Source organism: Nostoc sp. (assembly GCF_036917465.1).
In the GTDB taxonomy this organism is placed as follows: Bacteria; Cyanobacteriota; Cyanobacteriia; order Cyanobacteriales; family Nostocaceae; genus Nostoc.
In genome coordinates this window covers 1-21,828 of sequence record NZ_JBALDL010000069.1, presented here as the reverse complement: position 1 = coordinate 21,828, position 21,828 = coordinate 1, and the positions used below count along the sequence as shown (strand labels likewise).

Annotated in this window: 20 protein-coding genes; 3 read left to right on the top strand and 17 right to left on the bottom strand. The window is 42.2% G+C overall.

The window, feature by feature from the left end; genetic code table 11:
• Positions 1 to 146: 146 nt before the first annotated feature.
• The 3 genes from V7K38_RS16195 to V7K38_RS16185 form a co-directional block, all read right to left on the bottom strand.
• Entirely contained in the window at positions 147 to 1,310 is a 1,164-nt protein-coding gene (locus V7K38_RS16195; RefSeq protein ID WP_334859274.1) for a DUF58 domain-containing protein, read from the bottom strand.
• Positions 1,311 to 1,373: 63 nt separating this feature from the next.
• Complete coding sequence (locus tag V7K38_RS16190) at positions 1,374 to 1,517, bottom strand: hypothetical protein (protein WP_334859272.1); 144 nt, start codon at positions 1,515 to 1,517, stop codon at positions 1,374 to 1,376.
• A gap of 241 nt (positions 1,518 to 1,758) precedes the next feature.
• On the bottom strand, positions 1,759 to 1,938 hold the full coding sequence (locus V7K38_RS16185; RefSeq protein ID WP_334859269.1) for a hypothetical protein: 180 nt from the start codon (positions 1,936 to 1,938) through the stop codon (positions 1,759 to 1,761).
• 104 nt (positions 1,939 to 2,042) lie between these two features.
• On the opposite strand from V7K38_RS16185, the gene V7K38_RS16180 reads away from it, so the two are divergent.
• Positions 2,043 to 2,486, top strand: a complete 444-nt coding sequence (locus V7K38_RS16180; protein WP_334859264.1) for a DUF29 domain-containing protein — start codon at positions 2,043 to 2,045, stop codon at positions 2,484 to 2,486.
• Positions 2,487 to 2,708: 222 nt separating this feature from the next.
• On the opposite strand, the gene V7K38_RS16175 is transcribed toward V7K38_RS16180, so the two are convergent.
• The 7 genes from V7K38_RS16175 to gcvT all read right to left on the bottom strand — a co-directional run bounded on the left by V7K38_RS16175 (position 2,709) and on the right by gcvT (position 12,895).
• Positions 2,709 to 3,671 carry a hypothetical protein gene (locus V7K38_RS16175; RefSeq protein ID WP_334859262.1) on the bottom strand — a complete coding sequence of 321 codons (963 nt, stop codon included), beginning with the start codon at positions 3,669 to 3,671 and terminating at the stop codon, positions 2,709 to 2,711.
• Positions 3,668 to 4,633: a DNA-methyltransferase gene (locus V7K38_RS16170; protein ID WP_334859260.1), complete on the bottom strand. Its 966-nt coding sequence runs from the start codon at positions 4,631 to 4,633 to the stop codon at positions 3,668 to 3,670. The genes V7K38_RS16175 and V7K38_RS16170 overlap by 4 nt, the downstream gene beginning before the upstream one ends.
• 118 nt (positions 4,634 to 4,751) lie before the next feature.
• Positions 4,752 to 5,273 (bottom strand): YfbM family protein, encoded by a 522-nt coding sequence (locus V7K38_RS16165; RefSeq protein ID WP_334859257.1) that lies wholly within the window; start codon positions 5,271 to 5,273, stop codon positions 4,752 to 4,754.
• Between the two features lie 117 nt (positions 5,274 to 5,390).
• Positions 5,391 to 7,181: a translational GTPase TypA gene (gene typA, locus V7K38_RS16160; protein WP_334859255.1), complete on the bottom strand. Its 1,791-nt coding sequence runs from the start codon at positions 7,179 to 7,181 to the stop codon at positions 5,391 to 5,393.
• Positions 7,182 to 7,991: 810 nt separating this feature from the next.
• On the bottom strand, positions 7,992 to 10,976 hold the full coding sequence (gcvP, locus tag V7K38_RS16155) for an aminomethyl-transferring glycine dehydrogenase (RefSeq protein ID WP_334859253.1): 2,985 nt from the start codon (positions 10,974 to 10,976) through the stop codon (positions 7,992 to 7,994).
• Between the two features lie 267 nt (positions 10,977 to 11,243).
• Positions 11,244 to 11,633, bottom strand: a complete 390-nt coding sequence (gene gcvH, locus V7K38_RS16150) for a glycine cleavage system protein GcvH (RefSeq protein WP_322640971.1) — start codon at positions 11,631 to 11,633, stop codon at positions 11,244 to 11,246.
• A 125-nt stretch (positions 11,634 to 11,758) separates the two neighbouring features.
• A complete protein-coding gene (gene gcvT, locus V7K38_RS16145) occupies positions 11,759 to 12,895 on the bottom strand; it encodes a glycine cleavage system aminomethyltransferase GcvT (RefSeq protein ID WP_334859249.1) in 1,137 nt (378 codons plus the stop codon).
• Positions 12,896 to 13,099: 204 nt separating this feature from the next.
• Here gcvT and V7K38_RS16140 point away from each other — a divergent pair, with 204 nt between their 5' ends.
• Together V7K38_RS16140 and V7K38_RS16135 are read left to right on the top strand one after the other, a co-directional pair.
• On the top strand, positions 13,100 to 13,597 hold the full coding sequence (locus tag V7K38_RS16140; RefSeq protein ID WP_334859247.1) for a pentapeptide repeat-containing protein: 498 nt from the start codon (positions 13,100 to 13,102) through the stop codon (positions 13,595 to 13,597).
• Between the two features lie 1,017 nt (positions 13,598 to 14,614).
• The gene (locus V7K38_RS16135; protein ID WP_334859301.1) at positions 14,615 to 15,667 is read left to right on the top strand and encodes a hemerythrin domain-containing protein; all 1,053 of its coding nucleotides are present in this window, start codon (positions 14,615 to 14,617) and stop codon (positions 15,665 to 15,667) included.
• A gap of 81 nt (positions 15,668 to 15,748) precedes the next feature.
• Here the strand turns inward: V7K38_RS16135 and V7K38_RS16130 are convergent, their stop codons facing one another.
• The 7 genes from V7K38_RS16130 to V7K38_RS16100 all read right to left on the bottom strand — a co-directional run.
• Positions 15,749 to 16,933 carry a M20 family metallopeptidase gene (locus V7K38_RS16130; RefSeq protein WP_334859245.1) on the bottom strand — a complete coding sequence of 395 codons (1,185 nt, stop codon included), beginning with the start codon at positions 16,931 to 16,933 and terminating at the stop codon, positions 15,749 to 15,751.
• Between the two features lie 143 nt (positions 16,934 to 17,076).
• Positions 17,077 to 17,640 (bottom strand): pentapeptide repeat-containing protein, encoded by a 564-nt coding sequence (locus V7K38_RS16125; protein WP_334859243.1) that lies wholly within the window; start codon positions 17,638 to 17,640, stop codon positions 17,077 to 17,079.
• 328 nt (positions 17,641 to 17,968) lie between these two features.
• Positions 17,969 to 19,729, bottom strand: a complete 1,761-nt coding sequence (locus tag V7K38_RS16120; protein ID WP_334859241.1) for a serine/threonine protein kinase — start codon at positions 19,727 to 19,729, stop codon at positions 17,969 to 17,971.
• Positions 19,730 to 19,852: 123 nt separating this feature from the next.
• A complete protein-coding gene (gene rpsU, locus V7K38_RS16115; protein ID WP_012407716.1) occupies positions 19,853 to 20,041 on the bottom strand; it encodes a 30S ribosomal protein S21 in 189 nt (62 codons plus the stop codon).
• A 108-nt stretch (positions 20,042 to 20,149) separates the two neighbouring features.
• Entirely contained in the window at positions 20,150 to 20,497 is a 348-nt protein-coding gene (locus V7K38_RS16110; RefSeq protein ID WP_334859239.1) for an RNA recognition motif domain-containing protein, read from the bottom strand.
• 458 nt (positions 20,498 to 20,955) lie between these two features.
• Positions 20,956 to 21,453, bottom strand: a complete 498-nt coding sequence (locus V7K38_RS16105; RefSeq protein ID WP_334859237.1) for a tetratricopeptide repeat protein — start codon at positions 21,451 to 21,453, stop codon at positions 20,956 to 20,958.
• A gap of 128 nt (positions 21,454 to 21,581) precedes the next feature.
• The coding region (locus tag V7K38_RS16100) for a tetratricopeptide repeat protein (RefSeq protein ID WP_334859235.1) at positions 21,582 to 21,828 on the bottom strand (247 nt) is incomplete at its 5' end.

The window sequence follows — 21,828 nt, the reverse complement described above, 5'->3', positions numbered from 1 at the left end:
AATCACAGAAGTTTTATTTGAATGGTGACTGGGGAATGGAGAAGAAGCAAGGGAGTAGAGAAGGGAGAGTAGTTTTCCTTTCAGCAAGAGCAGCACCCCGCCCCTCTGCCTCTTTTCAATTCCCAATTCCCAATAATTCCTGCAATTTATAATAAATGTAATGTTTTTTGTAGCTGGGGTTGTAGAGCGCGATCGCTTTGTAAAACTATACCAGGATGCTCCCAATTGATTACCTCTGGTTCTGCTGGTGCAGAAATATTTGGCCACAAAACCCAGCGACTACCTTGAGGAAGAGTAGCAAGGCTCAGGGGGTTTTGAGTCAGCCAAATCAAGGGATGACTTTTAGAAACTACTGAACTAGCATCTTCTAGGGCTATGGTTGCTGCTAAAGTTTCTAGTACAAAGCGATCGCCTTTAATTAAATCTGTTGATGCTGTCCATAGTTGCACCTGTAATTGCTGTTGCTGTGCGTAAAAGTACAGTGAAGCTGCGGTAATTACTGCTTGTTCAAAGTTTTCTTCTTCCCAATTGCTAGCACTATCAAGGGCAATAACTATTTCTTGTCCACCTGTTACCATTTCTAACTCGCGTACCCTTAATTCACCATAACGGGCGCTAGTTCGCCAGTGAATCAGACGTGTGGGATCTCCAAGGCGATAAGGACGGAGCGATCGCACCAGCCCTGTTGTGGCTGTCTGCAACGGTCTACCACGAGGATCGCCCCTTTTGCTCTCTTCTTGCCCCATTTCGTCTACTAAGGGGCAAGTAGCCAAGGGTAACACTGTCGGATAGACAATTGCTTTAGCAGTACAATCACGCTGACGGCGACACCAAAATAATCCTAAAGGCGCACCTGAACCTAGTTCGACTGTGTGCCAACGATAAACGCCCCGACGCTGGGTAGGGTGGTAATATACCCAACGATAACTACCTTGGCTAGGAATTGTTTCGATTGCTTTTTTTACTGGTTTCCCTAAGACGAAGGGCAAAATATCTTCGACTTGCAACAGGCTGACAGGCTGCTGTGTCTGATTGCGGATTTCTAATTCCACAGTTAGATCGTCGCCTGCTGATAGAGGTTGGATGGGACGGCGGGTGATGGATAGACCTGTGAGCGATCGCGGCGGTAAGATGGCTGCTACACCCAAAAGGGCAAAACTAATGCCGCTAATGGCGTACAGCCAACCAGCCATCGTATTGATACCTGCTCCAAAAAAACAAATAGCAGTCGCTGCTAGTACCCAACCGCCATAAGTAGGGGCACAAGCGCGGGTTTCTAACCAATTGGTGATGGGTTTGATGATTTTCATGTTTCTTTTTTAACCCAACCCCACCCAAAATTCACAGTGTCTCAGGGGTTGCGCCTGATGTCCTTATCGAAACCGCTCTAGAATTTGGTTTACGAATGTCTCTCCGTCAATAGGAGGCGTTTGGTCTGAAGCTAAAATCGCCGCATCAATTTTTTCTCGCACATCCTCCACCCATTTAGCATTGGCGCGATCGTATTCATCAAGCAAGCGTAAGGCGATTTCAAGAGCTTCTTCTGCGGAGCGATATTTCCCAGCCTGGAGCTTGGTTTAAATAAAGCGTTCTTGATCGGGTGTGAGACTGATGCTCATAGAAAACCTCTATTCAGATTATTCACTATTTTAAGTTAAAAAACTCCGTGTGCTTTTTCGTTCAGTTAGGGTTTATTCAGGAAACACAGGAAGTCATAGTTACACAAGATGGAGGTTTTTTGATTATTGTGAGTTGCTGTCAAATTTTCCTCTGTAACCAAGCAAAAACTTCATCAACAGATAGCGTCAACTTAAAATCTTTTAACACTGGTAATATATCTTTTCCTGCTAACAAATCTGGTAAAGAATTAGGCTGATAAACTAAAATACAATGTTCACTTGGATCGATCAACCATCCTAGCTGACGGTCATTTCTCAAACAGTGTAAAATATTGCCAGTGACTTTAGTTTGACTTTGCGCTGTTATGGAATTGATATCACAACAACCAATGATGTAGAATTACGCACTCAGAAGATAAAAATATGACAATTACTAGTTACTTACAACAACTCTATGAAACTGATGAAAATTTGTGGTTAGAAGAAACTATTGAATTATTAAAACAAAGACAGTTTAACCAACTTGATTTAGAAAACTTAATTGAGGAATTAATCAGTTTGGGGAAAAGAGATTTAGCTAAAGTCAAAGGTCTTTTAAGGCAAATTATTATTCATATATTATTACTCCAATATTGGCAGGCAGAATATGAAAGAAATTATCGTCATTGGATTGGAGAAATTAAAACTTTCAGATATGACTTAAATAATCATCTAACCACGAATTTAATGAATAAGTTACAGGATGATTTAGAAAATATTTATCAAAGTGCAGTTGATTTTGTGCAAATTAAAACCAATTTAAGTATTTTTCCAGAGAAATGTCCTTACGCTCTTGCACAATTATTAGATGACAATTATTTACCTTAAATATATCAGTCTTAAAGCAGATTGCAACTTGGTGAGGTACAGATGATCTTAAAATAATTCGTAATTATGTTTTGTGACGGGGATTTAAACACCGACATAAAACCTGCTATCTAATGTTGTGACGTGTCGAGTTTTTGTGAAATGAAAGCATTACTAAGCAAAGATTTCATTTCAACTGCGCTCTAATCGATATCAATTATGAGATCGCAATAAACTTCACTATTATTCGTTTTCCTCGTTCTCACCTTCCTCAATTTCAACTTCTTCCAGAGACTGCCCATTACTACTGAGTAGCTGCCAAATATCACGATAAAATAAATTGTCAATGGTCTGGATGTGTTGTGAAAGCAATCCATCCGTAATCATATTCGGGCGAATATCACAGTAATATACACCGTCAAGTGGATTTAGTTTGATGGTATAAGCTTTGAAGTGTCCTGGTAAAAACGTTGTATTAATGCCATAATGGTTTTGCTGCTTTGCTTTCTTTCTCTGCACATCGTTCAAGAAAATTGCAATGTGAGGCAAAGCAGTGCTGGTTAGCTTGTTGTATAATAACTTATCTACAAAGATTTTATCAATACGGTCTTTACTTGAAGTTTTAACCGAACCAATTATCTTGAGTTCGTCGTCTTTACTAATCAATAAGTCATGCTGATAGCTAGTATTAAACAAGATTGCTCCGCTATCGTCTCTAATTGGAACTTGTACTGTTCCAGAAACACAATCTACGTTGAGAGATGCAATCAGAAGACGAATTAGACGCTCGAAAAGATCCCCGTTCACTTTACGAGCTTGATTAGACTTTCCAGAAGGTAATGCGTCGAGGGTAGCGCCAATAGCTTGCTGAACTGTATAGATGGTAGAGATGAAAACCTGCCTCAATGAGTCATTAGGTAACTGTCTCTCTCGCAACTGTTCAAGAGCTTGTAAAAACTGATTAGAAGCAATATCAAATGTTTCTGCTTCATACATTAGCTGAGTATTTATCGGGTGAGTAATGTTGTAATGACCATCATCTTGATATTGATAAAACTGGTAATGATTTTCATTTTGTGAAACAATTCTAGCTTGCAAACCCGTCGTTATAAATTCTAGATAATTTCTACAAAAGGTAATGTAGTTTTGAATAGTCTGAAAACGTTGTTTGTCTACTGCGTGATTTACTAAATCTTCTAGACTCATCGGATAGACTCCCTTCGTTCTGCATTTTTACGATCGAAGGCTATCCATTCTTCCTTTGTCATACGACGGACATTTTCTAATCGTTTAGTTGCCCAACAGTTGTACTCAATACTTAGATCGCATCCCATCCAGCGACGGTTAAGTTGTTCTGCAACCACAAGAGTTGTTCCTGAACCTGAAAATGGATCAATGACTAAATCTCCTTCATTGGATGATGCAAGAACAAATTTTCTTAATAATTCTTCTGGCTTTTGAGTTGGATGGGGTGTTGTCTCACCCATCCCGTTACAAGTAGTAGGAATCTCTATTACGTCTTTGGGCTTGGCACCTTTTGGGTTAGGTGTCCAGTTATTGTGTTTCTTGATTGCTCCCTTTCCGTAGGCGCTTGTCTCTGCTTGCGGGTGAGATGGATATTTTAATGTATGTGCCCCATAAGGAATTCGTACATCGTCAATACTTAGTTTAACGGCATCAGATTTACGAAAATGAATGATGCTTTCATGAGAACGTCCCCAATCATTACCTAAGTTAGCCTTGTTTTTATAGTGCCAAATTAACCAACGACAATTTTTGAAATATTTTGATGCTGGATGCTTTAAATCAGCCAATATTTCGGAAAAACCACAAATATAAAAAGAGCCAGTTGACTTTAGGATACGTGAAGCTTGGCTAATCCATTGAATTGACCACTCAATATATTTCTCTTGGTTCTCAAAGTTGTCCCAGTCTGCTTTTTTAATGTTATAAGGTGGGTCAGCAAAAACTAGATCAACACTTTCACTATCAAGCGATGTAAGCCAATCAATTGAATTACCTTGATAAACCTGTCCGTGAGGATGTGTGTATTGCAGTTGAAATCCTTGTGTTAAAGGTTGCAACTCTTCTGGACTGACTTGTTGCTCTGTAACTTTAACATCTAGGGAGGTTTGTGCCATGTTCAATGCACTATTAGAACTGACCATTATCGTTTATCCTCTGCCACTAACACAAATGTCCGGTGTCAAATTATATTACAGAAGATACATCTAGTCACTTAATACTTCATAGCAAGCCGAATCCTAATTAGATAGGCAGCTAGAGTTAGGACGTGATATACATTAACATCGCTTTGTTTTGAAATGCAGCTTTTTGATAAAAACTAACAACTGCTAGATAACAGCACAAAATGTAATCAAGCCCACTATCCCCATCCCTCTCCCAGATACCGATTGGGTAAACTTCTTGTTGATCCATGTCACGCGGTGAATATCGGGCTGCTAGAATTTCATGCGAAGTTTCAGATAGTGCTTGGGTAACTTGACGAACCTCATTAGGTAAAAGATACCGAATTCCAATCCAACCAAAGAAGATTGGTTCATCATCAACACCAATGGAGTGATTTCCAAACACACACCAGGATAAAGGAGGTGTTCCGCTATGAGGACTACCTGTTAATAAAAAGTGTAATCCTTGCCACTTCTTCTCAATTTCTAAATAATCACCTGATGTATCAAGTTGTCCATCAACAGATAATAATGCTGAAATTTCTTCTGTAGTAGAACAGGCGAGAAACTTATCCAACTCTTCAAGGGTAACAGCTTTGAAATTACCGTACATTCCCATAACTTCACTCCTTTGAGTGTCAGCAATTAAGTCTGATTAGTTAATTGAAAAAAGTTGTAAATAACAAACTAAAAAGCCCACTCATGTGGGCTTTCTAAATCAATTAAGAATTTTTACTTACCGTTTCGCCAACTTCTTCGACATTTTCCGCAGACGAATCGATTGGGGTGTAACTTCAACCAATTCATCGGCCGCGATGTATTCCAAAGCACGCTCTAGGCTCATGTCTATCGGTGCTTGCAACTGAACTAATTCATCGCCACCAGCAGCGCGGTGATTAGTTAATTGCTTGGTCTTACAGATATTCAATTCCAAATCTTGGGAACGAGTGTGTTCTCCCACAATCATACCTCTGTAAACCTTTGTGCCGGGAGTGATAAAGAATGCTCCTCTATCTTCGGCGTTTCTCATGGCGTAGAAGGTAGAAACACCTTCTTCAAATGAGATTAAAACACCTTTGTTACGAGCTTCAATGTCGCCACTCAGTTGACGGTAATCTAAGAAGCTGTGGTTCATGATGCCTTCACCACGAGTCATCCGCATGAACTCACCCCGGAAACCAATTAATCCACGGGCGGGAATGACAAACTCTAACTGGGTGCGATCGCCACTACCTGGTTGCATATCTTGCATTTCGCCTTTGCGTTGTCCCAGGCGTTCGATACAGCTACCCACACCTTCAGCAGGTATGTCTAACACCAAAAGTTCGTAAGGTTCGCAAGGTTGACCGTTTACTTCGCGGTAAATTACCTGTGGCTGAGATACCTGAAACTCAAAGCCTTCCCGACGCATGGTTTCAATTAAGATACCTAAGTGGAGTTCCCCACGACCGGAAACGAGGAATTTATCGGGAGAATCGGTTTCTTCAACGCGCAAAGCAACGTTGGTTTCAAGTTCGCGGAATAAGCGATCGCGTATTTGACGGGAAGTCACTAACTTGCCTTCTTGACCAGCAAAAGGCGAATCATTCACCCAGAAGGCCATTTGCAAGGTTGGTTCATCCACTTTAATTAGTGGTAAAGCTTGCGGTTCATTGGGATCAGTAATGGTTTCCCCAATATAAGCATCAGCAAAACCAGCCACCGCCACAATATAACCTGCGGTTGCTTCTTCCATGTCTATCCGCTTTAGTCCTTCAAAGCCCATCAATTTGGTAATTTTACCCTTGACGATGGTGCCATCTTCTGTGATTAAAGCTGCTTGTTGTCCTGCTCGGATAGTACCGTTGTGAATTCTGCCAATCACAATCCGTCCCAGATATTCAGAATAATCTAGGGTTGTGACTTGCAATTGCAGAGGCTTATTGCTGTCGCCTACTGGTGGTGGAACGTGTTGCAGAATCGCATTAAACAGGGGTTGCATATCTACCGATTCTGCTTCCAGGCTTTCCTTCGCAAAACCTGCCATACCGGAGGCAAACAGATAGGTAAAATCGCACTGGTCTTCATCTGCCCCTAATTCCAAGAACAAATCCAAGACTTTATCAACAGCAACGTGGGGGTCAGTTTGTCCACGATCAATTTTGTTGATGATAACGATGGGGCGCAGCCCTTTCTCTAAAGCTTTTTTGAGGACAAAGCGTGTTTGGGGCATGGGGCCTTCGTTGGCATCGACAATTAGAAGACATCCGTCAACCATGCCGAGTACACGTTCCACTTCGCCACCAAAGTCAGCGTGTCCAGGAGTATCAACAATATTAATTAGTGTTTCTTTGTAGCGAACCGCCGTATTTTTAGACAGGATAGTAATACCCCGTTCCCGTTCTAGGGCGTTGGAGTCCATAACGCAATCCGGAACGTCTTCGCCTTCGCGGAAAATGCCGGATTGTTTGAGGAGTGCGTCAACCAGCGTGGTTTTGCCGTGGTCAACGTGGGCGATAATGGCGACGTTGCGAATTGGGAGCGTCATAGAAACTTTTGGTGAACTCTATATGGGGTTTTGAGATTTACATTTGAATGCTAGGCTTTTTTAACAGAATTGGGTATGATTAGCAAAACTCTGTAAAGAACCTTTAATAATTCTAGCTTAATCGTCACAATTACGGTGAGTTTTGTAAACGCTGCTGAGATGGAAAGTTAGGCAGGCTAATTTGTGTGCTTAAGAGGATGTTTGAAAAGTCCTCTTGTTGGTATCAAAAGTTTTAGATCCTCCTAAATCCACGCCACTTGCTTCACTTGGGGAGACCCCAAGACCGCAGTGGCTCCCCTTAAAAAGGGGGACTTTGATTCCGGTTCCCCCCTTTTTAAGGGGGGTTAGGGGGGATCTATAAAGTGCCTAAAATCACAGTGAAAGACTTCTCAAAAAACCTCTAAGGTTAAATATATTTACGTGATATTGTTAGAAAGCTTAACCGAGGTAGTTGAAGGGTGGGTAAATGTCTGGTTAAAGTTTCTCAGATATTTTATGTACCGTAAATTAGTTTGACTTTTGCGACCATTGACACCAGCAAATTTGACTTGTGTTGGTTGCTCAAATTTCAATGTCTGGGGGCAATTTTATCAGATGATTGTTAATAAATTAAATATAGCAACTGCTCTCAAATTAATTATCTAGGGTAACGCTCTTTTATCACTTCTAAATGAGAGAAGAATAGGGTAAAGTCTCATAAACTTTTTTCTCATGCAAAGACGCAGAAAGAGTCTTTGCGCGAAAAATCCCCTTAACTTTCTGAAAACGAGAGTTAAGGGGAGCAAATTTTAACTAAACTGTATAGCTACATCAGGAATAAGCATCCATTGGCAGACAAGAACAAACAAAATTTCTGTCGCCAAAGGCTGCATCAATTCGACCGACAGCCGGCCAGAATTTATGTTCACGAGTCCAAGGCGCAGGATAGGCAGCTTGTTCACGAGAATAATGATGATGCCATTCTCCGACGATAAGACTTTCGGCGGTGTGGGGTGCGTTCTTCAAAACATTATCTTGAATATCCACCTTACCTGATTCTATTTCGGCGATTTCTTGGCGAATAGAAATCAAGGCATCACAGAAACGATCCAACTCTTGTTTAGATTCACTTTCTGTAGGTTCCACCATGATTGTACCCCCTACAGGCCAGGAGACAGTCGGCGCATGGAAACCGTAATCAATGAGACGCTTGGCTACATCATCGATTTCGATCGCAGCTGATTTTTTGAGCGATCGCAAATCTAAAATACACTCATGGGCAACTAAACCATTTCTCCCCTGATACAAAACCGGATAGTACGATTCCAGTTTCTTGGCGATGTAGTTAGCATTGAGAATCGCCACCTTAGTTGCTTGGGTTAAACCATCTACACCCATCATGGCGATATACATCCAAGAAATCACCAAAATACTCGCACTACCACAAGGCGCAGCAGCAACAGCACCAATATGTTGGGTACTGGGGATTGGGGATTGGGTATTAGGAATTTCCTCTTTCCTAGTTCCCAGTCCCAAGTCCCCAATCCCTACTACAGAATGTCCAGGCAAAAATGGCACAAGATGAGAGGCTACCCCAATGGGCCCCATACCAGGGCCACCGCCACCATGAGGAATACAGAAGGTTTTGTGCAAATTTAAATGGCAGACATCCGCGCCAATATCTCCAGGACGGCAAATGCCCACTTGGGCGTTCATATTTGCCCCATCCATGTAAACTTGTCCGCCATGACTATGGACAACAGCGCAGATTTCCTGAATTGGTTCCTCAAAGACACCGTGAGTTGAGGGATATGTCACCATTAACGCGGCTAATTCATGGCTGTGTTTTTCTGCCTTAGCCTTCAGGTCATCAACATCAATATTACCTTGTGAGTCACAGGCAACTGCTACCACCTTCATCCCACACATTACCGCACTCGCCGGGTTTGTCCCATGTGCTGAGGTGGGAATCAAACAGACATTCCGGTGTGCTTCATCCCGGTTTTCGTGATATTGGCGAATTACTAAAAGTCCAGCGTATTCGCCCTGAGAACCAGCATTTGGTTGCAGAGAAATTCCGGCAAAACCAGTAATTTCAGCTAACCATGCCTCAAGTTGCTCAAACAGGAGTTGATAACCCTGAGTTTGCGACGCAGGGGCAAATGGATGAATCTTACCAAATTCCTCCCAACTTACCGGAATCATCTCTGCTGTTGCATTCAACTTCATTGTGCAAGAACCCAAGGGAATCATCGATGTTGTTAGCGACAAGTCCTTAGCTTCTAGCTTGTGCAGATAGCGCAATAATTCAGTTTCTGAATGATAGCGGTTAAAAACAGGATGGGTGAGATATGTACTTGTACGGGAGAGGGTTGAATTATCTAGATGTGATTTGCGCTGTGCTGCAATTAAGTCTCCAATTTCTTTAAAACCGAAAAATAGACTATCAGGCGCTGCAAAAATCTCCAAAAGCTCTACCAAATCATCTACTGTAGTTGTTTCATCTACAGAGATACCAACGGCAGTCTCATCAAAAATCCGCAGGTTAATATTCCGTGCTTGACAAGCTTTCAGAATTACTGCCAGACTGCGTGTTCCCAATTCCACGCGCAATGTATCAAAGAAATGTTCAGAACTAATTTTGTAACCCAAATGCTTTAGTCCTGCTGCCAACATTAAAGTTAGCTTGTGGATATTCTCCGCAATTTGCTTAAGTCCAGCAGGGCCATGATAGACCGCGTACATACTCGCCATTACCGCCAGCAACACCTGTGCAGTACAAATATTACTAGTAGCTTTTTCGCGGCGGATGTGTTGTTCGCGGGTTTGCAAAGCCAGACGCAATGCAGGCTTACCTTGAGCATCTTTTGATACTCCCACAATTCGCCCTGGAACCAGCCGCTTATACTCTTCCTTCGTCGCAAAGTATGCCGCGTGAGGGCCCCCAAACCCCAAAGGAATACCGAAGCGCTGGGTGCTACCGACAGCAATATCAGCACCAAATTCTCCAGGAGGGGTAAGCAAAGTTAAACTTAAAGGATCTGCTGCTACCGTCACCAATGCACCCTTAGCATGGGCTTTTTCTATAAAAGCGCGGTAGTCGTAAATAGTGCCATCACTTGCGGGGTATTGCAGAACAGCCCCAAAAATTGCTCGATCAAAATCAAATGTTTGATGATCCCCGACAATGATATTAATCCCTAATGGTTTAGCACGTGTTTGTAACACGTCAATAGTTTGGGGATGGCAATCATGAGAGACAAAATAGGCATTTGCCTGATTTTTGGAGACACCATAGCTTAGACTCATTGCTTCAGCTGCGGCTGTGGCTTCATCAAGTAGCGAAGCATTGGCAATTTCCAAACCTGTGAGGTCAATAATCAGGGTTTGGAAATTTAGTAGCGCTTCCAGTCGCCCTTGAGCAATTTCTGGTTGATAAGGAGTGTAAGCAGTATACCAACCTGGGTTTTCTAAGATGTTACGCCCAATTACAGGTGGGGTAATAGTGTCGTAATATCCCATACCGATGTACGAGCGGAAAACCTGATTTTTGGCAGCAATTTTTTTTAAGGATGCCAGTGCTGCATACTCACTTTCGGCTTCTGGTAACTTTAGCGGTTGCTTCAGCCGGATTGTCTGGGGAACTGTTTTGTCGATTAGGGCATCCAGGCTGGGAAATCCCAAAACCTGAAGCATAAGCTGGATGTCGTCGGAGTTAGGGCCAATGTGTCTTGGCACAAAACTACTTAACTTTTGACTTTTTTGGTTCAGCACTTGCTGCTCATTTGATTTGAGAACAGGGGCGTTCAATACCACAAATTACTCTCCAGATAGTACTATTTCATATTTTGCAATAAATACTGATGAGAAGTAGGTGTAACTTTTGAGTTTATCTAAATTTCATGACTTATCTTCGATAGGACTTAGGCAAAACTATACGCGTAGGGGCAATTCATGAATTGCCCCTACCGAAAAATCAGGGCTTCGGACATGGTTTGCGTAAGTCTTGTTCGAGTGGAGTGGTAAGAGGACACGGCGACGCAGGGAAATTTCATTCTCTGCGTCCTTGCATCTCCCTCTTCTTTACTCGCCTTCCACCTGGGCGCGATACTCATCTGCTGTCAAGGCATCCTCAATTTCACCAGGGTCATTGACGCGCACTTTCAAGAACCATCCTTCACCATAGGGATCATCTGACACTTGTTCGGGATCATCAATTAAAGCATCATTGCGTTCTACAACTGTGCCTGTGACTGGTGAATTCAGTTCTTCAACGGCTTTCACTGATTCAATTGTGCCAAAGTTTTCTCCCCTGGTAAGAGCGTCGCCAATTTCTGGCAGTTCCAAAAAGACGATATCACCCAATTCATGTACGGCAAACTCAGTAATGCCAATGGTGGCAATTTCGCCATCTATTCGCACGTATTCATGAGAATCGAGGTATCTAAAATCTTGAGGATATTCAAAAGACATATCACTTCCTCTCCCTTATCAAAAAAATTATTGCCCCAACAGTCATCCAAGCCATGTCTGGTAATGAACCTTACTGTAGATTGAGTAACTCACAACACATTATTCCTTAAAAACCCTGGCGCTTATCAGTTGGTGACACGATTTTTTGACCGATAAAAGGGACGTTTAACCACAACTGCTGGATAAGCTTTACCACGAATTTCTACTTCTAGCTGCTGACCGATGTTTGCTAGTTCGGTAGGAAGGTAGGCTAAAGCAATGGGATAACCAAGTGTGGGCGACAGAGTGCCACTGGAAACTTCTCCCACAACTTTACCTGCTGATAAAACTTGGTAGCCATGACGGGCAATGTTACGTCCTTGAGTTTGTAAACCCACCAATCGACGCTGCACTCCAGAGGCTTTTTGTTGTGCTAAAACTTCCCGTCCAATAAAATCGCCTTTGGTATCTAAGTGAACTAGCCACCCCAAACCGGCTTCTAAGGGTGTGGTGATGTCATCAATATCTTGCCCGTAAAGCGCCATTGCTGCTTCTAAGCGCAGGGTGTCTCTCGCACCGAGTCCACAAGGGATAACACCAGCTTTATGAAGATTTCGCCACAATTCTACCCCCACAGATGGGTCTACCATCACCTCAAAGCCATCTTCTCCGGTGTAACCTGTGCGGGCTAAGAAGGCAGGTTTACGTAGTAGGGTTGCTTCTAAATGTCCGAAGGCTTTGATTGATTGTAAGTCTTCTTGCACTAAAGGCTGGAGATATTTAATCGCTTTTGGCCCTTGCACGGCAATTAAGGCTTTTTCTGGTGAAAGGTCTTGGAATTGCACTTTATCTAGGTCTAGATGTTGCAAAAGCCATGCTTTATCTTTGCTGGAGGTTGCTGCATTGACGATGATAAATGCCTTTTGTATACCAGTGCTGTCTTCACCTTGGTAATAAACAATAATGTCGTCAATAATCCCGGCTTGGGGATTTAACAATACGGTGTATTGCGCTTGACCGGGTTGCAATCTACTCAAGTCTGAAGGCACTAGAAGTTGGAGTTGGGAAATGAGATTTTTACCTTGGAGGGTAAATTTGCCCATGTGGGAAATATCGAACATTCCGGCTATATTTCTTACAGCCTCGTGTTCGCGGCTAATGCCACTAAATTGTACAGGCATTTCCCAACCGCCAAAGCTGGTAAAGCGGGCTTTGAGTTCTACACCCACTTGATATAAGGGGGTTCGCGCCAGAGATTGGGCGTTGTCTTCTTGATTTGCCACAGGTAATTTTGCGATCGCACCTCAACATATATCATCCTACGAGATGCTTGCTGGTTTTATAGTCTAGTGTATTTAATTGCGGCGTTTGTCATTTGTCATTGGTTATTAATTCTTCTCCCTCCTTCACTGCCTCATCCCCTTTCTCCCCTCCTGTGAGGTTTAATAGTTAATGGTAGAAGTGTTGAGATTTATTAAGAAGAGATTATGAAATATTGGCGACTAATAGCTAGCTTTGTTTTAGCTATGGTTCTTTTTTTGTTTCCCCTATCGGCGGAAGCTGCAAGTTCTTCCAGTATTACCCGTTCTGTGGGTAATGATGAACTCAAGGGGAAGGATTACTCTGGTCAAAGTTTAATTGGCACTGAGTTTACCAATCTCAAATTAGAGAATGCTAATTTTAGCAATGCTGACTTACGTGGCACTGTATTTAACGGTACTCTGCTGGAGGGAGTAAATCTGCATGGTGTTAATTTTAGTGAAGGCATAGCTTATCTATCAAGGTTTAAGGCTGCTGATTTGAGTGATGCTGTCTTAACTGATGCAATGATGCTGCGTTCTACTTTTGATGATGTAAATGTCACAGGCGCTGATTTTACAAATGCAATTTTAGATGGAACGCAAGTCAAAAAGCTTTGTGTTAAAGCAAGTGGTGTTAATTCTAAAACTGGTGTAGATACTCGTGAGTCTTTGGGATGTAAGTAGAATCTAGCCCCTCGTTAAAAGGTGGACATATAGCGGTTACTAAGCAACTGAGGTACAGCTTAACCTCACCCCGCTAAAGCTGTGTTTTATCTCCCCTCTCCTTGCTAAGGAGAGGGGTTAGCGGTGAGGTTTTAAGATGTACTTCAATAGTTCAGGAAGCGCTATAACTACTTAAAAGTAGCAAAGTCTACCTTTTAAGGTTTCTAATCTCAGAGAATGTTAAAAAAGTATTAAAAAAATCAATAAATTAGGACTTACGCACTGTACAAATTAGTCATAGTATGATCTCACCTAAATAGCTTGTTTCAGACTTTGACTAATTATATTTTTACCGATAAATTAACCGTGGAGTAGGGGTTTAGCAATGCTAAACCCCTACGAGAAATATGGTTTTTCCGCGATATATATTTATTGTTTTCTGTCAATGCGTAAGTCTTATAAATAATTACGACTTATACCGTTTCTTTGTGAAGCTACATATATTTACCCCCCGGCTACGCCGTCCCCCCTTCTGAAAGGGGGGACTTATTATGTGCATCTTCATAAAGAATTGGTATTCCTAATCAAAATAACCTTCGAAATATTAATTAAATTCTTTTCAACTAGAGTTTTTTTAATTTACAAACACGATCTGATCGTTGAGCAAATCAAATTTTATTTGAATGAATTTACTTTTATCCTGTTTGATAAAAAAATAACAAGTATCTATAGCAATCTGATTTGATTGTTTGAAAAAATATAATAATGCACCAAAATGTTTGGGTATACGTTGCGTTTTATTAACATACTTACGTTGATTTCACAAAATTAAATAGAAGTTTTATATCTGAGGATATAGTTTAAATTTCATATATCTATCTAAAAGTATAAAAACAAAATTTTTTTATGAAGAATAATTGCATTTTTCTACCCAGAGTTGTGATAGCGATCGCTCAAAAGAAAGATGGAATCTCCCTAACCTCTGTGTCAAGGTTATATCAAGTAAGAATTACGAACACTTTGCCGAGGAGAACACGGATGGTAGCTACTTTAGATGATACGAAGCGCAATGCTATTGCTGTTAAATTGGCAAGTCTTAAAGCCCTCCAACAGTTGATCATTGAAAATGAGCAAGTGCTTTTGAGAGAAGGACTGGATGCCGAAATTGCAGATCGCATTCGGAATTTTCTTAAAGATGACGAAAAAAATATTGGCGTTCTAGAAACTGTGATTGGTCAGTATGGCATTCAGGCTGAACCAAAGAAAAATGTTACACAATTCATTGAAAAATCTCGTGAATTGTTCAAAGGTTCTGAGTTGAGCCTGTATGAAAAAGTATCTCAGCATGAATTGCTGAAGCATCAAGCAGTAATGAGTGGCTTGATAGTTCACAAAGCTGCTCAAAAAGTTGGTGCTGACGTTTTGCTAGCGATCGCACCTCTGAATACAATTAACTTTGAAAACCGCGCTCACCAAGAGCAACTCAAAGGTATTTTAGAAATTCTGGGTGTCCGCGAACTCACTGGACAAGATGCAGATCAAGGAATTTGGGCACGTGTTCAAGATGCCGTGGCAGCAGTCAGTGGTGTGGTAGGTAGCGCTGTTACCCAAGCCAGTGATAAGAAGGATATGAATATCCAAGATGCCATTCGCCTCGATCACGGCAAGGTAAATACCCTATTTACCGAACTGCTGCAAAGCGATAATCCCCAGAAGATCCAAGAATACTTCGGTCAACTTTATAAGGATCTAACTGCTCACGCCGAAGCTGAAGAAGAAGTCGTATATCCAAAAGTACGTCCTTTCTACGGTCAGGATAACACCCAAGAACTGTTTGATGAACAGGCTCATGCAAAGCAGGCGTTAGAAGAGATTAAGGCTCTTAGCCCATCTTCACCGCTATTCAAGGAGAAAGTCAAAGAGCTGATGAAAGCTATTGGCGATCATATTCGTCAAGAAGAAAGCACAATGTTTGCTGCCATTCGCAACAACTTAAGCACTGAGCAAAGTGAACAATTGGCTACTGAATTCAAAGCTGCTAAGACTCGAATTCAACAAAAGCTAGGTGTTGTTAGCGAATCGAAAGCGTAGGATTTTTTTGAACTTTCTATATCCGCTAAAAAAAGTTAGTTAAACAAAAACTCCCAGGCTTGATGTGCTGGGAGTTTTTGTTTAAATATCTTGCTGACAATATTTATAGGCGGCATACGCCATAGTTACAACTCCGGTGATAATGGCAGATTCATCAACTTCAAATTGGGGATGGTGTAATGGGTGGTTAATAATTCTTTCTTTGTAGCCTACACCTAAGCGAAACATAGAACCTGGGGCATGTTCCAAATACATAGAAAAATCTTCTGCACCAAGGGAAGGTTCGGGTAAAACTTGGACGCGATCGCTACTCCAAGCTTCTTCTGCGGCTGATTGTAACAATTGTGTCAAGGCATAATCATTTTGAACGCTGGGTACGCCCTGGCGATAATTCACTTGATATTTTGCCCCGTATGTATGACAAACATTAGATACAATGTTTTCAATCCAGTTAGGGAGATGGGCGCGGGTTTCGGGATGGAGCGATCGCACCGTTCCCAACAACTCCACTTTATCCGCAATTATATTCGGCGCTCTGCCACCATTAATCTTCCCTATGCTCAACACTACAGGACGCAAAGGATTCTGCGTCCGGCTAATGGCTTGTTGCAGTGCAGTAATAACTTGGCAAGCAATCCAAATTGCATCAATCGCCTCATGGGGACGCGCCCCGTGTCCAGATTCTCCCATAATCAGAATTTCTAAATCATCTGCGGCGGCTGTCAATGCCCCATAACGCACACCAATAGATCCTGCGGGTATAGAAGGGAAAACATGAACCCCTAATACAGCTGAGACATTTTCCATCGCCCCATCTTTCATCATCCAGCTTGCCCCTTGAGCAATTTCCTCGGCTGGCTGAAATAAAAACCGCACTTTTCCACCCAACTCCTCAACCATTTGGGACAGCACCATCGCTGTTCCTAAGCCCACAGTGGTATGGACATCGTGACCACAAGCGTGCATAATCCCCACTGCGCGAGAGGCGTATTCTAAATTTGTGCCTTCTTGAATTGGCAGGGCATCCATATCGGTGCGAATTGCCAACAAACGGTCATTTTGACCAGTGCCTTGCAATTCTCCAATAACGCCCGTTTTACCAACACCTTCTTGTACATGTAGACCACTGGAAGACAAAACACCAGCTACAAAGGCTGCTGTTTGGTATTCCTGACCACTAAGTTCTGGGTGAGAGTGGATGTGGCGGCGAATTTCAATCAAGCGAGGCGCTAGTTTTGCTGCTAAGTCTTTAATATGGGTAAGCATCGATTCAATTAATCTACAAGCTTTTTTCCCATGATAAAGAACCCTTAACAAACAAAATGCTTTTGCTATACAAGGACAGGTGAAGGGGGCAGGGGGATGAGGGAGAAATAATCATGCCCAATGCCCAATGCCCAATGCCCAATTTATTTTGAATAACAGGTTGTGCCTCGAGTATTTTCGGGTTTGAACTCATTACATTCTCTGTCCTTTTGACGCTCTGACGACCAGCCATAGGGCTTATCGGAGGTGATGACACCATTCGCCAGAGTTGTTAGTCGGAAGTTAGCCCCGCGAAAATTGGTAAACTGTATTCTGGCATCTTTTAAGTTTGCTGCTTCCAAATTAGCGCTGATGAAGCCGGCGTAAGATAGATCGGCACTTTCCAAGGATGCTGATTTCAAATTTGCTCCTGTTAAAGAAGCACCAGTGAGATTGGCCAAATTCAGAATCGCACCTTCTAAATTTGCACCGGTGAGATCGGCATTCGTGAGATTAGCTTTAGATAATGTTGCACGACTCAAGTCAGCCCCTCGCAAATTTGCTCCAGCTAAATTCAGTTGAGTTAGATCAGCACCACTCAAATTACACCGGGGACAAGAACTTGTTACCTTTAACTGATCCAAATCTACTTGATTTAACGCCAGGGCTTGCTCTGCAAAGCCAAAACAAGCTAACAACGCGACGGTAGCAACAATCTTAAATTTCATATTTTTTACAGATATCCACAAAAATGACAATTTACGCATACTGCGTACTGCCATACTTACATATACCGCTTCTCTAAGGAAGAACAAGGATGAAGCATTCATTAAGAAGCTGTGAAAATACTATAAATTCTAATGATAAGACTACTCAAACTGAAATATAGGCTATAGAATCGATTCGTAAGGAACTATACCGAACCTCTTATAGACTACCATATATGTGATCCCCCTAGCTCGATGAAAAATACGACTAGGGGGATCTTGTTTTTGGGAATTGGGAATTAATTGGGCATGATTATTTCTCCCTCATCCTCCTGCCCCCTGCACCCTTCTATCGCCACCCCAAAAAGCGCAATCCAGGGACAATTAAGTAATAACTCACTCCTAGCCAGAAGCTGATAAAAAAGCCCACAGAACCAAAAAAAATCAGAGGTAACTGTAACTCTGACCAGGCTGGTTGACTAGAAAATTGGAAGATGGGAGGTGCTAATCCTAAAATAATCAAAAGTGCATAAGCGATCGCACTACCAAAGGCCGCGAACACGGCGTATACTACATGATGGCTGCGAAGACCTAAGCTCAAGGTGAGTAGGCAAGCTGCCACTAAAATCACTGCCACTAAGCCCTCGCCACTGTTTTTTGGTGTGATTAATTGCAAAATGAACCAACCAAAGCCATAGCTAATCATGCCCATCAGCGACGCGACTAAAAAGCGCCGCCGTTGACCAAAACACCCAGATACTGTCAGTCCCCAAGCGGTTCCCCAGCCTGCGGCGATGAATACCAAAATATCTGCCCCGAAGACGGGTTGAGTATTTGGCACTAATTGGTTTAGCTGAATCGAAATAGATTGCACAACCCAACGCCCTAAGCTGGTGTGATATGCCAAAATAAAACCAGCGATCGCACCAAAACAAGCACCAACATAAGCCAAGATCATTGCCCAAATGGTCGCCAAACAAGCTTGGACAATTTTGATGATTGTCTGAGCGATAAAAACAACGGTTTTAGTTACAGCTTGGCTAAAGTTAGCTAAAACTTGTTCAATAGCTTGTGTTACTAGGGTAAATCTTTGGGAAACTTGCGTTGAGACTTGCTTAATTTTGTCTTGTAGTTGAGCAAATAATCCTAGCGGCGGTAATGGTTGAGAAATCTTCGCCAAGCGTTTTTGAATCATAGCTGCATTTGCTGGACGCGATCGCACATCTTCCTGCACCATCTCATCCACCAAATCTGCTAATTGAGGGTTGACATTTACCGCAGTTCGCCAGCGCAATTTCCCCGTTTGCTGATCTTCCAACTCTAACGGGTACTTACCTGTTAGTAGTTCAATCACCGTTCGACCAAGGGCATAAAAATCGGCACTTGGCCCAACAATGCTTCCAGTTACTTGTTCTGGTGGACTGTAGCCAGAAGAAAATAATCGGGTGGAACTCGACTGAGAACGCAGCTTAGAGGCGCTAAATTGTTTTGCTCCGCCAAAATCAATTAGTACCAAGCGATCGCCCTCTGTTTGCCCTTGAGGGGTGGTTACAGTTGGCGAAGAAGTTCCCAGCATTAAATTAGAAGGTTTAATATCCCGGTGAATAATCTGACGTTTGTGTAATTCTTGTAAAATCTCTACAGTTTGAGCAAACCAGCTTATAACCAAATTCTCTGGACACCCTTGAGGAAACTTTTTTAATATCTCTTCTAAAGTTTGCCCATTGATTTTTTCCATTACCAGACAAGGCAGTTGGTGCAGCTTGGGGTTAAAGAGTTGTACCTGAAAATAACCTTCGGCATCGACTGCGGGAACACCTGGATGTTGCAAACTAGATAAAACAGCCGCCTCTTGGGTAAATAACTCCAGTGCCTTTGGTGAATCTTCTACCAACACTTTCAGCACTTTGTCTGTTTGAGTTTTTTCATCCCAAACCGTATAAATTTGAGCAAATCCTCCCGATCCTAATGGCTGAAGTGGAACATAGCGGTCTAACAACTCTAGCGGTGCGCCACAGCTGTTGCAGAATTTGTTTCCCCAAGGTTGGGGATAAGGACGTTGACAATCAGGATTTATGCAGTGAACCGCCCTCTGAGTGATGTGGGACACAACCGCTACAATACAAAGGCTGACTTGATTTTAGCGTTTATTGAAGTTTACTGATTTTTAAATAGGCAAAAGGAAAACCCTCATAGAATCTATGAGGGTTTTCTTTTATAGCTATGTCAGCCCTTAATTGCGAAAACTTCTCTTACTCTGTCTGTGCTTGGCAACTTCTTTGCGCTTGCGTTTTTCTAAGGGTGTTTCAAAATGACGATGCTTTCTCATATCTGGAAAAATTCCAGCTTTGGAAACTTCTCGCTTAAATCGTCGTAAGGCTGATTCAATGTGTTCATTGTCGCCTACAATTACTTGGGTCATTATTTCTCCTACTAAGTTGACTTAATCAGGCAGGAACATTACAAAAAAAAGACAGACTCTTGTTTGTCTGACCTTAAGACTATTGGTAAATTTTTTTTGTTTCCAAAGTTAGTAGCGTCCGCCGCGTCCGCCACCGCCACCGCCACCGCCACCGCCACCGCCGTATCCTCCTCCTCGGTTGCCGCCACCAAAGGAACCTCTATCACCTCTATCTTCCTTGGGTTTAGCCTTATTTACTTTTAGATCACGACCCATCCACTCAGCGCCGTCGAGAGCTTCAATGGCAGCTGTTTCTTCCGCTTCAGTTCCCATTTCCACAAAAGCAAAGCCTCGCGGACGACCTGTTTCACGGTCAGTAGGTACTTGAACCCGCTTTACAGTACCATATTCTGCAAAAATACCAGTTAAATCTTCTTGTGTAACGTCATAAGAGAGGTTACCTACATAAATTGACATCGATTATCTCCAAAATCATCACTGTGTAGAGATTTTAATTTCTCTGAAAGTCTGTAAATACTAAAAGGAAAAAAGCCTTTCAATACTAAAATCAAAGATATCACTGAATTAACTCTCCTAAATCTAGGATGACATAGGAGCCATCTCTCTGCATCCAGTAGATAGTTAACTAGTGATGCGATCGCATTTACGCGATCGTCGCCTGCCCCCACCTACCCTAAGTACAGTCCAAACCAAAAAAGGGTTCAAAATGGAAGAAAATAAATTCTGTAGGGTGATAAAGGAAATCAGACAGATAAGGGCGCATCTTTGAATATCCGAATTGAACGTTTGACTGGATTAACCATGAAGCATTACTTCAAAATTTTAATACGAAAGCTAAAGTCAGGCAACAAATAAAGGCTATTTCGGCTTGTACTTCTTTAGAGAACCTTCTATGCATGGGGCTAATCTAAAATTTAAAATTTAAAATCCAAAGTTGTTTGACCTTTCCAAGCTGTTTCCAATTCGGTTTTGACAACTTCAACGGCATCATCGTTGCCCAGTCCTTGCAAACTTGCCTGTAAGCCAAATAGAGAACGCCCATTATAGGGATATTTTTCTAGATCGGCACGAAAGACTTTCTCCGCCTCTCTATAATCACCCTTAGCTAAAAGCACAGCGCCCAAAGATTCCCGCGTCGGAAAGTACCAGTCGGGTGGTTCTACGTACTTAAGGGTATCTTCTATTTCTACAGCTTTTTCTAGTAATTGAATAGCAGATTGATAATCATACTTTTCCTTAGCAATTTTGGCATCTAGAACTTTTGAGGCAATGTCTAAAATGTCATCGGCGGGACTGAATCCGATTGTTGCTTCGGTGGAAATTCCCTGTTTGGCAGCCACTAATGTCCGACTTTCACTGACTGCATCTTCAAGTTTGCCTGTGGCAGCGATCGCACTTTGATGAATTAGCATGAGAATCGAACCGCAGAGGCGCAGAGGACACGGAGATAGAGATTAAGAGGGAGCGATCGCTGCTAAAATTTGAACTACAACTGTTGTGTGGCATCAATTTGGTATGATTTTTTGAAAGGGTGTGATCGTTAGGGATATGCTTCTCTTAAAAAGATTGCATAATTTCCTCGAACTGTGATTGTATTGGGATGATCTACACCTAAAGTCTGCTCACAAATTGCGAAAGCTTGCAGATACAGGGGTTCGGCTTCGCTGTACCGTCCTGTAAAAAAGTAGAGTTCTGCGAGATTGTTCAGGCTAGCGGCGACATCGGGATGGTTGTCTCCCAGTAAGCGTTTTCTCAGTTCCAAAGCTTGCAGATACAGGGGTTCGGCT

What these genes read in the sequence shown, in the direction of transcription:
- V7K38_RS16195 (WP_334859274.1), bottom strand. Translation starts at nt 1,310, where the DNA reads ATGAAAATCATCAAACCCATCACCAATTGGTTAGAAACCCGCGCTTGT.
- V7K38_RS16180 (WP_334859264.1), top strand. Translation starts at nt 2,043, where the DNA reads ATGACAATTACTAGTTACTTACAACAACTCTATGAAACTGATGAAAAT.
- V7K38_RS16175 (WP_334859262.1), bottom strand. Translation starts at nt 3,671, where the DNA reads ATGAGTCTAGAAGATTTAGTAAATCACGCAGTAGACAAACAACGTTTT.
- V7K38_RS16170 (WP_334859260.1), bottom strand. Translation starts at nt 4,633, where the DNA reads ATGGTCAGTTCTAATAGTGCATTGAACATGGCACAAACCTCCCTAGAT.
- V7K38_RS16165 (WP_334859257.1), bottom strand. Translation starts at nt 5,273, where the DNA reads ATGGGAATGTACGGTAATTTCAAAGCTGTTACCCTTGAAGAGTTGGAT.
- typA (WP_334859255.1), bottom strand. Translation starts at nt 7,181, where the DNA reads ATGACGCTCCCAATTCGCAACGTCGCCATTATCGCCCACGTTGACCAC.
- gcvH (WP_322640971.1), bottom strand. Translation starts at nt 11,633, where the DNA reads ATGTCTTTTGAATATCCTCAAGATTTTAGATACCTCGATTCTCATGAA.
- V7K38_RS16140 (WP_334859247.1), top strand. Translation starts at nt 13,100, where the DNA reads ATGAAATATTGGCGACTAATAGCTAGCTTTGTTTTAGCTATGGTTCTT.
- V7K38_RS16135 (WP_334859301.1), top strand. Translation starts at nt 14,615, where the DNA reads ATGGTAGCTACTTTAGATGATACGAAGCGCAATGCTATTGCTGTTAAA.
- V7K38_RS16130 (WP_334859245.1), bottom strand. Translation starts at nt 16,933, where the DNA reads ATGCTTACCCATATTAAAGACTTAGCAGCAAAACTAGCGCCTCGCTTG.
- V7K38_RS16125 (WP_334859243.1), bottom strand. Translation starts at nt 17,640, where the DNA reads ATGAAATTTAAGATTGTTGCTACCGTCGCGTTGTTAGCTTGTTTTGGC.
- rpsU (WP_012407716.1), bottom strand. Translation starts at nt 20,041, where the DNA reads ATGACCCAAGTAATTGTAGGCGACAATGAACACATTGAATCAGCCTTA.
- V7K38_RS16110 (WP_334859239.1), bottom strand. Translation starts at nt 20,497, where the DNA reads ATGTCAATTTATGTAGGTAACCTCTCTTATGACGTTACACAAGAAGAT.
- V7K38_RS16105 (WP_334859237.1), bottom strand. Translation starts at nt 21,453, where the DNA reads ATGCTAATTCATCAAAGTGCGATCGCTGCCACAGGCAAACTTGAAGAT.